The organism is Bartonella sp. AA86SXKL (genome assembly GCF_042196885.1).
On sequence record NZ_JBHIRE010000013.1, the window covers coordinates 12956 to 26682 of the forward strand.

8 protein-coding genes are annotated in these 13727 nt (G+C 37.8%); 7 read left to right on the forward strand and 1 reads right to left on the reverse strand.

The window, feature by feature from the left end; translation table 11 throughout:
• Positions 1–19 precede the first annotated feature (19 nt).
• The 6 genes from ACFIO5_RS06740 to alaS all read left to right on the forward strand — a co-directional run bounded on the left by ACFIO5_RS06740 (position 20) and on the right by alaS (position 9371).
• Positions 20–1033 (forward strand): DNA-directed RNA polymerase subunit alpha, encoded by a 1014-nt coding sequence (locus tag ACFIO5_RS06740; RefSeq protein ID WP_375611485.1) that lies wholly within the window; start codon positions 20–22, stop codon positions 1031–1033.
• A 24-nt stretch (positions 1034–1057) separates the two neighbouring features.
• Positions 1058–1486: a 50S ribosomal protein L17 gene (gene rplQ / locus ACFIO5_RS06745; RefSeq protein ID WP_273791421.1), complete on the forward strand. Its 429-nt coding sequence runs from the start codon at positions 1058–1060 to the stop codon at positions 1484–1486.
• Positions 1487–1753: 267 nt separating this feature from the next.
• Positions 1754–3148, forward strand: coding sequence for a DegQ family serine endoprotease (locus ACFIO5_RS06750; protein ID WP_375634735.1), 1395 nt, complete (start codon positions 1754–1756; stop codon positions 3146–3148).
• Positions 3149–3156: 8 nt separating this feature from the next.
• Positions 3157–4482, forward strand: a complete 1326-nt coding sequence (locus ACFIO5_RS06755; RefSeq protein ID WP_375633791.1) for a replication-associated recombination protein A — start codon at positions 3157–3159, stop codon at positions 4480–4482.
• 970 nt (positions 4483–5452) lie between these two features.
• Positions 5453–6496 (forward strand): recombinase RecA, encoded by a 1044-nt coding sequence (recA, locus tag ACFIO5_RS06760; RefSeq protein WP_273791424.1) that lies wholly within the window; start codon positions 5453–5455, stop codon positions 6494–6496.
• Positions 6497–6704: 208 nt separating this feature from the next.
• Positions 6705–9371, forward strand: coding sequence for an alanine--tRNA ligase (gene alaS, locus ACFIO5_RS06765; RefSeq protein ID WP_375697141.1), 2667 nt, complete (start codon positions 6705–6707; stop codon positions 9369–9371).
• 1239 nt (positions 9372–10610) lie between these two features.
• Here alaS and ACFIO5_RS06770 read toward each other — a convergent pair.
• The gene (locus ACFIO5_RS06770; protein ID WP_375633789.1) at positions 10611–12392 is read right to left on the reverse strand and encodes a glucan ABC transporter ATP-binding protein/ permease; all 1782 of its coding nucleotides are present in this window, start codon (positions 12390–12392) and stop codon (positions 10611–10613) included.
• Positions 12393–12598: 206 nt separating this feature from the next.
• Here ACFIO5_RS06770 and ACFIO5_RS06775 point away from each other — a divergent pair, with 206 nt between their 5' ends.
• Positions 12599–13582 (forward strand): RluA family pseudouridine synthase, encoded by a 984-nt coding sequence (locus ACFIO5_RS06775; protein WP_375633788.1) that lies wholly within the window; start codon positions 12599–12601, stop codon positions 13580–13582.
• Positions 13583–13727 lie beyond the last annotated feature (145 nt).

Genomic DNA, 13727 nt, shown 5'->3' on the forward strand with positions numbered 1-13727 from the left:
AAAGAACGGGAATAAAAATATGATCCAGAAAAACTGGCAGGAACTTATTAAACCCAATAAGGTTGAATCATGTGCACATGATAATCCAAATATTATAAGTGTGATTGCTGAACCTCTTGAGCGTGGTTTTGGTTTAACGTTAGGAAATGCGCTTCGTCGCGTTTTGTTATCTTCGCTTCGTGGTGCTGCTATTACTGCTGTGCAGATTGACGGTGTCTTGCATGAATTTTCATCGATTCCAGGTGTGCGTGAGGATGTTACGGATATTATTCTGAATATAAAAGAAATTGCGCTTCGTATGGAAGAAGAAGGTCCTAAACGTGTCGTCGTTTATAAAGAGGGGCCTGGTGTCGTGAAAGCGGGAGATATCAGTACAGTTGGGGATATGGAAATTCTAAATCCAGATCATGTTATTTGTACTCTTGATGAAGAAGCTGAAATTCGTATGGAATTTATTGTCAACACAGGAAAGGGGTATGTTCCATCTGATCGTAATTGTGTTGATGATGCACGTATAGGGCTTATTCCAATTGATAGTCTTTATTCACCGATCCGTAAGGTATCTTATAAAGTAGAAAATACACGCGAAGGTCAAGTTCTCGATTATGATAAATTAACGCTCACGATTGAAACAAACGGTGCTGTTAATGGTGAGGATGCTGTTGCTTTTGCAGCACGCATTCTTCAGGATCAATTATCGTTATTTATTAACTTTGAAGAGCCACAGAAGGAGCCTGTTGAAGAGGCTGATTCTGAGCTTTCTTTTAATCCTGCTCTTCTCAAAAAAGTGGATGAATTAGAACTTTCAGTTCGTTCGGCAAATTGTCTTAAGAATGATAATATTGTCTATATTGGTGATCTGATTCAGAAAACAGAATCTGAAATGCTTCGGACACCGAACTTTGGTCGAAAATCGTTGAATGAGATTAAAGAAGTTTTGGCGTGTATGGGTTTACATCTTGGGATGGAGATTCCTGCGTGGCCGCCTGAAAACATTGATGATCTTGCAAAACGTTATGAAGATCAATATTAAAATTAGAATTTAAGGAGAGGGCTTATGCGCCATAGTAAGTCAGGACGCAAGTTGAACCGTACTGCCAGTCACCGTAAAGCGATGTTTGCAAATATGGCAACTTCGTTGATCGAGCATGAGCAGATTGTGACAACGCTTCCAAAAGCTAAAGAAATTCGTCCTATTGTTGAAAAACTTGTTACTCTTGGTAAGCGTGGTGGTTTGCATGCGCGTCGGCAAGCTATTGCAGCACTTCGTGATGCAGGAAAGGTTGCGAAATTATTTGATACGCTTGCGCCACGTTATGCATCACGCAACGGTGGGTATTTGCGTATTATGAAAGCGGGGTTTCGTACCGGTGATAATGCGCCCATGGCTGTTATAGAATTTGTTGATCGTGATGTTGAAGCGAAGGGTGCTGGGGATCGTGCTCGCATGGAAGCTTCTGAGAATGAAAAGGGAACATCTTCGTAGAGTTTTTTATTCTGTTGGATTTTTAAAGGCCGCCTTGTCTTGGGCGGTTTTTTTGTGAGCATTTTTAAGTTTGTTTTAGTTGAGAAATAGGTGCAGAGAGAAAATTATAGAATATTGAATTATCTTATTTTTATAATATTTATTGTTCAAATAGGTTGTTTTTATTCTCTATTATGAAATATTAATAGAGGTCCTTAATTTGCGGGGATACGTTTTTTTATTCTATTAATCTTCAACAGAATGTGCTGATTTTATAAGGAGTGGATTATGAGGTGTTCTTTTTGGGTGCAGATTTTTTTTGTAATTATGATGCAGATATCATTTGATCATGTATATGCTCATGTTCCTCAAACACAAACAGAAATCACTCTTTCATTTGCTCCTTTAGTTAAAAAGACAGTTCCATCTGTTGTAAATATTTATGCAGCTCGACAAATTAGAGCTAGATCACCTTTTGAAGGCGATCCATTTTTTGAGCAATTTTTTGGTCGTTTTCAAAATAAATTTCCTGTTCGTAAGCAATCGTCATTAGGATCAGGGGTGATTGTTGATGCACGTGGTTTGATCGTTACAAATTACCACGTCATTAAAGATGCAAGCGAAATTAAAGTGGCTTTTTCTGATGGACGGGAGTTTGAGAGTAAGGTCGTGCTCAAAGATGAAGCAACTGATATTGCAATTCTTGAAGTTAAGGAAAAAGATGCTCAATTTCCGGTTCTTTCTTTGGGAAATTCTGATACTGTTGAAGTTGGTGATCTTGTTCTTGCTATTGGTAATCCTTTTGGTGTTGGTCAAACAGTTACAAGTGGTATTGTTTCAGCGCAAGCGCGTACACGTGTTGGGATTTCTGATTTTGACTTTTTTATTCAAACAGACGCAGCCATTAATCCAGGGAATTCTGGTGGCGCTTTAATTGATATGAAAGGTCAGTTAATCGGAATTAATACGGCTATTTATTCGCGTTCCGGTGGTTCTGTAGGGATTGGTTTTGCTATTCCAGTTAATCTTGTAAAAGTAATGCTTGATACTGTTAAACGCGGTGGAAAATATTTTGTGCCGCCTTATATTGGGGCTTCTTTTCAAAATGTTACACCTGATATTGCTGGTGGTTTAGGTTTAGAACGTCCCTATGGTGCTCTGATTATTGAAGTTATCAAAGATAGTCCTGCTGAAAAAGCTGGATTGAAAGTAGGTGATGTTATTTTGAGTGTGCAGGGGGTACGCGTTGACAGCCCAGATAGTCTTGGGTATCGTTTGATGACAGCTGACGTTGAGCATAGTCTTGCTTTGGAATATTTACGAAGTGGAAAAACTTTAAAAACACAAATAACAGTTTCATCGATATCAGAAACTGCATTTTTAAAATCTGAAAAAATTACGGGTGAAAGTCCTCTTGCTGGTGCTGAGGTGTTAGATTTAACACCGCAAAATAGTCGACGTTTTCATCTTCCTATATCTGCAAAAGGGGTTGTGATTACCAATCTTGAGGAAATGAGCAATGCTGCTGGAATTTTTCAGTCAGGAGATATTCTACGTGTTGTAAATGGCCATAAAATTCAAACAGTTCATCAGTTGAAAAAGGTTCTTATGCAAGGTCGCTCAAATATGTGGCAATTGGAATATGAACGTGATGGTATGTATATTCGCCAATTTATTCGTTGAGGTTTTTTTTGAAGAAAGATTTTTTTACTTCGTCGTTTGATTTTCAAGTTAATAAAAATCAGCCACTAGCAGAAAGAATGCGCCCTTGTTCTCTCAATGATGTTGTGGGACAAAAGCATTTGATTGGAGAGGATGGTTTGCTTTCACGTATGGCGGCAACAGGCTCAATTGGATCGATGATTTTTTGGGGACCTCCAGGGACGGGAAAAACGACCGTTGCACGTTTGTTAGCCCTTGAAACAAATTTCGCGTTTGAACAGGTTTCTGCTATTTTTACAGGAGTTTCTGAACTTAAAAAGATTTTTGAAGTTGCGCAGAGGCGTTTTATATCTGGGGATAAAACACTTCTCTTTGTTGATGAAATTCATCGGTTTAATCGTGCACAGCAGGATAGTTTTCTTTCTGTGATGGAAGAGGGTACTGTGGTACTTATAGGTGCAACAACCGAAAATCCTTCTTTTGAACTGAATGCTGCCCTTCTTTCGCGTGCACGTGTTTTAACATTTCTTTCTCATGATCATGAAAGTTTGGACATGCTTTTGAGGCGTGCTGAAGAAGTGGAGGGAAAAACTCTTCCCTTGGATAATGATGCCAGAGACGTTTTGATAGAGATGTCTGATGGTGATGCGAGGGTTGCGTTAACATTGGCAGAGGAAGTTTGGTCTATTGCACCATTGGGAGAGATTCTTGATGTTGTTGCTTTGCAAAAAGTTATTCAGCGTCGTGCGCCTATTTATGATAAAGGACGAGATGGGCATTATAATCTCATTTCAGCGTTGCATAAATCCGTTCGTGGATCTGATCCTGATGCTGCGCTTTATTATTTGGCACGTATGTTGGATGCTGGTGAAGATCCTCTCTATATTGGGCGAAGATTGGTTCGTATAGCCGTTGAAGATGTTGGTTTGGCGGATCCTCAAGCTCTTGTCATTTGTAATGCAGCAAAAGATGCCTATGATTATTTAGGATCACCAGAAGGAGAATTGGCTTTGGCGCAAGCATGTCTTTATGTTGCGACTGCGCCAAAGTCAAATGCAGCATATCTTGCGTATAAAGCAGCACTGCGTTGTGCACGCAAAAATGGCTCTTTACCACCTCCTAAGCATATTCTTAATGCTCCTACGAAATTTATGAAGGAAGAAGGGTATGGAAGTGGTTATTGTTATGACCATGATGAACCAGATGCTTTTTCAGGACAAGAATATTTTCCCGAAAAACTTGGGCGTCAGAGTTATTATAAACCAGTTGAGCGTGGTTTTGAGCGTGAAATTGTGAAACGTCTTGAGTGGTGGCAACAGTTGCGCAAAAAACGTAAAGATCAAAATAAAATTTGAGTTGAAATACGTTTTTTATTGATCTCTTATGTTATTGTATGAGAAATTTAGCTTATATTTTAAACATTTATTGCATTGCTTGTAGAGATTTTTTTTTGATATCTCCAAAATTGCATATTTTTTCAAATTTAAATATGTCATTCAACTTTTAAGCTGCTTTATTTTTTTTGGTTTTTATTAAATAATATATTGACTTATAATGATAATTGACTGTTTCGTAAGTTGAATGAAAGTTTCAAATACCGTAAATTTCTCTCATTCCAAGTCTGTTATTTGTTGAAGCAATCAAGTTATTCGCTTGCATGTTACAAGCAGGATTAGCGTGTGATAAAAACTGTACAAGAAAGGACTAAAAATCCCTCTTATGAATCGTCTCAAGTGCCGAGAGCTGTCGCAACATTGGGGGATGATAAATAGTGTGATGGTGCCGGCTTGCTCCTTCTATAGAGTAAAGATGGTGGTGCCTAAAGGGTTTTGCAGTATACCACATTCATAGGTGTTGTCACAAAATGAGCTTGGAAGTTTTGAGAGATGTTTCTTAAATCAAGTGCATGAATATGCAACACAATAGCGTTTTGTTCTTCGATGCAATAGGGTATGAGGTTGATTGATGATGCGTTTTTTGTGTGATCAATAGTGGGAGAATTCTTAGTCTCTCAAGTATTTAATCAAAGGGATAAGCAGAAGGGTTGTAGAACATTGTGTTTAAAATTAAATTGTTCCTTTTCTAGAGAGATATAAATATGTTAACTATGCTTCCATAGAGATATTACTTTATTGAAGTTTATTATGTGTCATAAGATAAGCAATGCCAATTCTTTATTGTGATGGTCATGAATGTTTATGGACATAATGTGGAGATAGGAATGGAAATAGTCTGTGAAAATCTAAACTCAAGCCTTTAGTTAAATTAAAAGTACAGTGTACACTAAAGTTTTAGGTTATTATGGATTCGGTCAAGGATATAATCGTGGATAAAACAAAAGCTCTCGATGCTGCTCTCTCACAAATTGAACGTTCTTTTGGTAAAGGCTCGATTATGCGTCTTGGGCAAAAAGAGCAGGTTGTTGAAATTGAAACAATTCCAACAGGGTCGTTATCCTTGGATATTGCTTTAGGGATTGGTGGATTACCGAAGGGGCGTATTGTTGAGATTTATGGACCAGAAAGTTCTGGGAAAACAACATTGGCTCTCCATGCTATTGCTGAGGCACAGAAAGGTGGTGGGATTTGTGCTTTTATTGATGCAGAGCATGCGCTTGATCCTATTTATGCGCGTAAGCTTGGTGTTGATTTAGAAAACTTGTTCATTTCTCAGCCAGATACCGGTGAACAGGCATTGGAAATTACAGAAACGTTGGTTCGTTCTGGTGCCGTTGATGTGCTTGTTGTGGATTCTGTCGCAGCTTTAACACCGCGAGCAGAAATTGACGGTGAAATGGGTGATGCTTTGCCCGGATTGCAAGCTCGGTTAATGAGTAAAGCGTTACGAAAATTAACCGCAGCAATTTTTCGCTCTAACTGTATGGTTGTTTTTATTAATCAAATTCGCATGAAAATTGGTGTGATGTTTGGTTCTCCTGAAACGACAACGGGTGGAAACGCTTTAAAGTTTTATGCTTCTGTTCGTTTAGATATTCGTCGCATTGGATCCATTAAAGATAGGGATTCAATCGTTGGTAATCAGACGCGCGTTAAAGTGGTGAAAAATAAATTGGCACCTCCATTCAAACAGGTTGAGTTTGATATTATTTATGGTGAAGGTATTTCCAAAGTAGGTGAATTGATTGATTTGGGTGTCAAGGTTGGTGTTGTGGAAAAATCTGGTGCATGGTTTTCTTATAATTCTCAGCGTTTAGGGCAGGGGCGTGAGAATGCAAAGCAGTTTTTACGTGAACATGTGGAAATAGCTACAGAGATTGAAGCAGCTTTGCGCCAAAATGCTGGTTTGATTGCGATTGAATTGTTAGAAAATGCAGGGTCAGAAAATATAGAAAGTGATGAAGCCATTTGATGGGGCGTTTTTTTTTCGTTTATAATTTTTTTTCCTTTAAGATTTTTCTGTTTTTTTGTTTGAGTTTTTAAATACGCAGTCGTTTTTTTCTCAATTTTTTAAAACAAATATTCCATTTTTGATTAAATTGACTCCATGCGTGGCGAAGAGGATTTAATGAGGGGGATTTTTCTTTTATGGTTTTGTGCTGTATTGAGCAGGTGTCAACATGAATAGTGTTAATAATATTCGGTCAATATTTTTGGATTATTTTCATCGTAATGGGCATAAAGTTCTTTCTTCTAGTCCGCTTGTTCCGCGGAATGATCCTACACTTATGTTTACAAATGCAGGGATGGTGCAGTTTAAAAATGTTTTTACTGGACTTGAACAACCTTCTTATACGCAGGCAACAACGGCACAAAAATGTGTTCGTGCGGGTGGAAAGCATAATGATCTTGATAATGTTGGTTATACGGCGCGCCATCATACATTTTTTGAAATGCTGGGTAATTTTTCTTTCGGTGATTATTTCAAGGAAGAAGCTATTTTTTTATCATGGAATCTTTTAACAAAGGAATTTTGCCTGCCAAAAGATAAATTGTTGGTGACAGTTTATCAGAGTGATGATGTTGCTGCTGAACTGTGGCGTAAAATTTCTGGTCTTCCAGATGAAAAAATTGTCCGTATTGCGACGGCTGATAATTTTTGGTCGATGGGAGAAACAGGCCCTTGTGGGCCTTGTTCGGAGATTTTTTATGATCATGGTGATGAAATCTGGGGCGGTCCTCCTGGAAGTGCTAATGAAGATGGGGATCGCTTTATTGAGATTTGGAATCTTGTTTTTATGCAGTATGAGCAAGTTTCCAAGGAAGAACGTGTTAACTTACCTCATCCTTCTATTGATACCGGTATGGGGTTAGAGCGTATTGCAGCTGTTTTACAGAGCGTTCATGATAATTATGACATTGATCTTTTTCGTGCATTAATTGACGCGTCAGAAGAAATTACAGGGATTGAGGCAAAGGGTGATTTTATTGCCAGCCATCGTGTCATTGCTGATCATCTTCGCTCATCTGCATTTTTGATTGCTGATGGTGTGCTTCCTTCTAATGAAGGAAGAGGATATGTTTTACGTCGTATTATGCGTCGTGCTATGCGTCATGCGCATCTTCTTGGTGCTAAAGAGCCCTTAATGTGGCGACTTTTGCCTGCTTTAATTCGCGAAATGGGACAAGCTTATCCTGAGTTGGTGCGTGCTGAATCTTTGGTTTCAGAAACTTTAAGGTTAGAAGAAATACGTTTTCGTAAAACGCTTGAACGAGGACTTGGTTTGTTGAACGAAGCAAGTACCGATCTTAAAGAAGGGGACTATTTGAATGGTGAAGTTGCTTTCAAGCTCTATGATACCTATGGTTTTCCGCTTGATTTGACGCAAGATGTTCTTCGTCGTCGAGGAATCTCTGTTGATGTTGGTGCTTTTGATAAAGCGATGGAACGCCAAAAAGAGGAAGCACGTGCCAATTGGTCTGGTTCTGGAGAAGCTGTAACAGAGAAAATCTGGTTTTCTGTTCGTGATCAAGTGGGGGCCACAGAATTTTTAGGTTATGAAACTGAGACAGCGAAAGGTATTCTTACAGCTCTTGTGTGTGATGGTAAAATTGTTGATCATATTTTTTCAGGTCAGAAAGCTATGCTTGTTGTTAATCAGACACCTTTTTATGGTGAATCTGGTGGGCAAATTGGTGATAGCGGTATCATTTCTGGTGAAAATTTTATTTTTACGGTGCATGATACCCAAAGAAAGGGCGATGGTGTTTTTATCCATATTGGGGAGGTGAAATCTGGTCAGGCATCGAGGTCTGATTGTGTAGAATTAACGGTTGATATTGTTCGTCGTAAGAAAATTCGCGCGAATCACTCTGCTACTCATTTGTTACACGAAGCTTTACGCCAAACATTGGGGGACCATGTTACACAAAAGGGCTCTCTTGTATCGCCAGATCGGTTGCGTTTTGATTTTTCACATCCAAAATCTGTTTCACCAAAAGAATTGAAAAAAATAGAAGATTTAGCCAATGAGATTATTTTGCAAAATAGTAGAGTGATAACGCGCCTCATGGCTGTAGATGATGCCATTTCTGAAGGAGCCATGGCATTGTTTGGTGAAAAATATGGTGATGAAGTTCGTGTTGTTTCTATGGGGGAGCCACTTGAACAGGGAAGATTAAAAAAGCGTTGGTCAATTGAGCTTTGTGGAGGGACACATGTGGAGCGAACAGGTGATATCGGTTTGATTCATATTGTTTCTGAAAGTTCTGTTTCAGCTGGAGTGCGGCGTATTGAAGCTTTAACAGGCAAAGAAGCACGTCTTTATCTTAGCCGCCAAGATGAACGTATTCATGAAATTGCTGATCTTTTAAAAACTTCTTCTGTTGGCGTGGAAGAACGGGTGCGAATTTTGCTTGATGATCGTCGTAAACTTGAAAAAGAATTGAATGATGTACGCAAGAAAATGATGTTGAGTGGTGGAATAACAGAAAGGAGCCAAGATGATATTATCATCATCAATGGGTTTTCTTTTACCGGACGCGTTGTTAAAAATATTTTACCACGGGATCTTAAGGCGCTTGTCGATTCTGAGAAAAAACAAATTGGATCTGGAGTGGTTGCTTTTATTAGTGTCTCGGAGGATGGAAAAGGGAGTGCTGTTGTCGGTGTTACGGATGATTTAACGGATAAATTAAATGCTGTAGATCTCGTTCGTATTCTTTCAGCGATGCTTGGTGGTAAAGGTGGAGGTGGCCGTCCTGATATGGCGCAGGCTGGTGGTCCTGAGGGGAACAAAGCTGATGAGGCATTTGTGGCACTAAAAGATTTTCTTGAAAAAAATTAAAGAATGAAATCATTCTGCATAGGTGTTTTTCACATTGTTATATTTGGTTGGCATCTATGTATCATGAATATCTGTCTGGTGTATTTCTGAAATGCAGATACAGCGTAATTGGGGAAAATACAATTGTAAAGATAAAGACAGTGTTTGTCTTTATCACCACTTTATCATTTGGCTTTATAGCTTCCAAGCGTTTCAGGAATCACCTTTTTAAGATAAGATAGATTATGCAGCACTTCATGCTTTGCTGTGTATTCTTTTACTAGGGAGACTAGTTATTATGTTGCTCTTATAGATTTTTTGAAGAAACATCTCTTTTTATGAAAGAAAAATATAAGATTTATTGCATACGATTATCCTTATAAAGTTATAAGCTGTCATTATTCGATTAGTTTTCAAATGAATAAAATCTCTTTCCTTGAAAAGGCTTATAAAAGCGTTGTTATATCTTAGAGCTATTGTTTTCATTTTGCTTGTTATGTACAAGAAAACAGTTTTTTGGTTTATTATTAAAAGGTCTTGAAAGGAATATTCTCCTATCTTTATAAATCTTTATTTCATATTATAAAGTAATGAATTATCAATATGAATCAAAGGAATATCACATAAATCTAAAGATTTAGATTAATATCTAATTTATTTATGATAAAATTGCTTTAATACATTGAGTTATAATGATAATTTATCGTTTTATCTTTTGAATAAGAGCTACGAATATTCGTAGGATTTTATTATTTCAAATTCTGTGTATGTTAAATTAATCAAAACCACTCACGAATGTCGTTGTGAAATGGGCTTAAGAGCATTGAGAAATGTTTCTTAAAAAAAGTCATATGAATGTGCAAAACAATGATGTTCTGTTCTTTATGAGAGGACTATAAAGAAAGTGATAAACAAAGTGCAACGCAATACATAATATTCATTATTTAAAAGATATTTCTTTAGTTCGTTTTGAAATTCGTAAAGCTGAGTAAAAAGAAGACGGTAAAACTGGAAATTGTTTTTACCTTTACATTTTCCCTAAATGAGAATGTATACTCGTCAATATTCACAGATATAGGGAAATATTTTTGTCCCAATCTAGTAAAATTGCAATAGCAGAGAAAATACTAGACTGTTTTAATATTTTTCTTAAATACCTAAAATGGATTGTGGTATTTTTAGAAATCTTTTTACTTGTATCATATATAAGCACTCTTGTTATTCTGAGGAGGATTTTTTTGCTTGAAAAGAGTATCAATTTTATGATGCTATGGCTTCATGTAAGGGGATAACATTTTCTCCTTCTCTTTTTGGTGGTTTGATTGTTAAACCACTTGCCTTTAAAAATTTAGAGAAACGTCCCCCTCTATCGATTAATTCTTGAAAGTTTCCTTTTTCCATTAAGTGACCATGATCCAGAAAGAGTATCACATCAGCATTGCGTACTGTTGAGAGGCGATGTGCTATAATAAAAGTAGTACGGTTATGGCTTATACAATCGAGAGCATCTTTGACTCGTGCTTCTGTTTCAACATCAAGAGCGCTTGTTGCTTCATCTAGAATGAGAATAGGGGCATTTTTTAAAACAGCGCGTGCAATTGCTAGTCGTTGTTTTTCTCCACCTGATAATTGAGATCCTCGTTCGCCCACTATTGTGTTATAACAATCAGCTTTTTTTAGAATAAAATCGTGAGCTTCTGCTATTTTTGCTGCTTCATAAAGTTCTTCATTCGTTGCGCTCGCTTTTCCTATTGAAATATTGTCATGAATAGTACGGTTGAAAAGACCCGAGTCTTGAAATACTGTTGCTAGAGATTTGCGTAAAGATTCGCGATTGATTGAGCATATATTTATTCCATCAATGGAGATATGCCCAAGGGTAGGGTCGTATACGCGCTGCAACAGATTGATCAATGTTGTTTTTCCAGCCCCTGTTGGTCCTACAATCGCAACAGTTTGTCCTGCTTTAACTTCAAAGGAAATATCAAAAACACCTTGAGAAGAATTTTGGAATTGATAGGTCACGTGATGAAATTGTATGGCGCCTTTAACATTTTGGAGGGAAGGAAGATTTTGCGGTTCGTTGATATGAAAGGTTGAGTCTTCCATTTCAAAAAATTCTTGCAGTTTTGCTTGTGAGGATATTGCACAATTAATAAAACTGCTCATTTGGTCTAGGCGGCTAATCATGAGTTGTGCAAATCCAACAAAAGCAACGACTTCACCTACTCGTAATTGATCTTTTGCAACAAAAAAAGCTCCAAGGAGAAGAACACAAACGATTGAAATTGTTGAAGCCATTCGATTTAAGCCACTGGCGAGCGCCCACCAATTGAGAACAGGATTTTGTGCTTTAAGAAGAGCATTTGTATGTTGATGCAGTATGGAAGTTTCTTCTTTTATTCGGTTATAACTTTGTACAATGGAAACATTAGAGATTGAATCACTGACATGCTTAAAAAGGTTATGATGATAGCATTCTACAGCGGCTTGTCCGTCTTTTGTTTTTCGCATCACTAAACGTGCAATTAATACATAAATGATGGCAAGCACAACCAAGACTATTGAAAGACGCCAATTCATATTAAACGCTATGGGGATGAGAACCAATAAGGCGACAAGCGTTGAGAGATGTTGGCGCATAAAATCAAGCCATATGGTTGACATGGAATCTATTGCGCGCAAAAGTGTATGGAGTGCGTTGGAAGTTCCACGTTGTTGATGCCAAATTAAAGGCATGGCAATGATACGTTCGAAAGATTCCGTTAAAACCGTTAAGCGGCGTCTATGGGCTAAGCGGTCAGCACCGCGAGCAACAAGGACATAAGCAATAATATGTGAAAGTCCAAAACAAACCCAAATGGCAAGAGTAGGGATGATAGCTGTTTTGTCTGTAATAGAATCAATAACTTGTCCAAATAAAATAGGTTCTGCAATAGTGATAATAGCTAATATAACATTAGCGGTACAGATTAAAAGGGATGCATTTTTTTCTCTATTTAGGTAAGTGAGAACACGTGCATAGGTTTTGAATAAGGACACGGTTAATTATCTCCATTCGCTATTAAGCGTAAAGGCTGTTGATTTTTACAACGCTTAGTTTTTAGCTAATAAAATTTGGACGTTAAGAAAAGGAAATTTTGGATACTAACTGTAATATGGTGTGATAAAACCAACTAAAATATGAATTTTTGTGTTTATAAAGGCGCAAAAATAGATCAATAAAATTAGCAGGTAAGGGAATTTTCATGGCAGGCATAGAAATAAAAAAAGTTGAGGCAGATGAAAATGGAATGCGCTTAGATCGCTGGTTTAAAGTGCATTATCCAGGACTTGGTTTTGGAGCTTTGCAAAAATTGTTGCGTTCTGGTCAGATACGGGTTGATAGTGGACGTGTTAAAGCCGATACGCGTCTTTGTATAGGGCAAGCTGTTCGTATTCCACCTCTCCCTATTAATGACAAGGAAAATCTTTCAATAACGGATAAAACACTTCGTGGGCAGGATGATGGGACCGTTTTGAAAAAAATGCTGCTTTATGAAGATCCAAAGGTATTTGTTTTTAATAAACCAGCTGGGTTGGCTGTACAAGGAGGCTCTGGTTTAACACGTCATATGGATAGTATGCTTGAGGTATGGCGCAATAAAAAAGGTGAAAAGCCGCGTTTGGTTCATCGTCTTGATCGTGAGACGTCGGGTGTGCTTATTGTTGCGCGATCAAGGGGAGCTGCTCAGTCCTTAACTGCTGCTTTTAGAGCGCGAGAAACAAAAAAGACTTATTGGGCGTTGGTTCGGGGTGTGCCTAAAAAAAAGCAGGACAAAATTTCAACGTGGATGGTTAAGGAAATGACTGCACAAGGTGACAAAATGCGTGTTTGTGAACATGGGGAGCCAGATTCACATCATGCGGTTTCCTACTATCGCGTTTTAGATACGCGAGGGCGGGCTCTTTCGTGGCTTGAAATGGAACCCTATACAGGGAGAACACATCAGCTTCGTGTGCATGCTGCCCATATGGATCATCCTATCATTGGCGATACAAAGTATTTTTTTTCTGATAGTAATTGGACATTACCAGGAGGAATTCAAAATCGTCTTCATCTTCATGCACGTCGTATTCGTATTCCTCATCCTTCAGGAGGAATATTGGACATTGTTGCACCTTTACCACCTCATATGGTCCAAAGTTTTAATCTTTTATCTTTTAATGAGAGTGATGCTGAAACCAACTAAACAAACTTCATTTGTTCTTTTTGATTGATACAAATTTTGTCTATAAATTTTATAAGATGAATAGGGCATTATTTGAAGAAAGTTTTTGATAAGTCAATTGCTATGAGAAAATTGTGTTTTTGAGTGATGAAATTTTCGAATATCA

What these genes read in the sequence shown, in the direction of transcription:
- ACFIO5_RS06740 (WP_375611485.1), top strand. Translation starts at nt 20, where the DNA reads ATGATCCAGAAAAACTGGCAGGAACTTATTAAACCCAATAAGGTTGAA.
- rplQ (WP_273791421.1), top strand. Translation starts at nt 1,058, where the DNA reads ATGCGCCATAGTAAGTCAGGACGCAAGTTGAACCGTACTGCCAGTCAC.
- ACFIO5_RS06750 (WP_375634735.1), top strand. Translation starts at nt 1,754, where the DNA reads ATGAGGTGTTCTTTTTGGGTGCAGATTTTTTTTGTAATTATGATGCAG.
- alaS (WP_375697141.1), top strand. Translation starts at nt 6,705, where the DNA reads ATGAATAGTGTTAATAATATTCGGTCAATATTTTTGGATTATTTTCAT.
- ACFIO5_RS06775 (WP_375633788.1), top strand. Translation starts at nt 12,599, where the DNA reads ATGGCAGGCATAGAAATAAAAAAAGTTGAGGCAGATGAAAATGGAATG.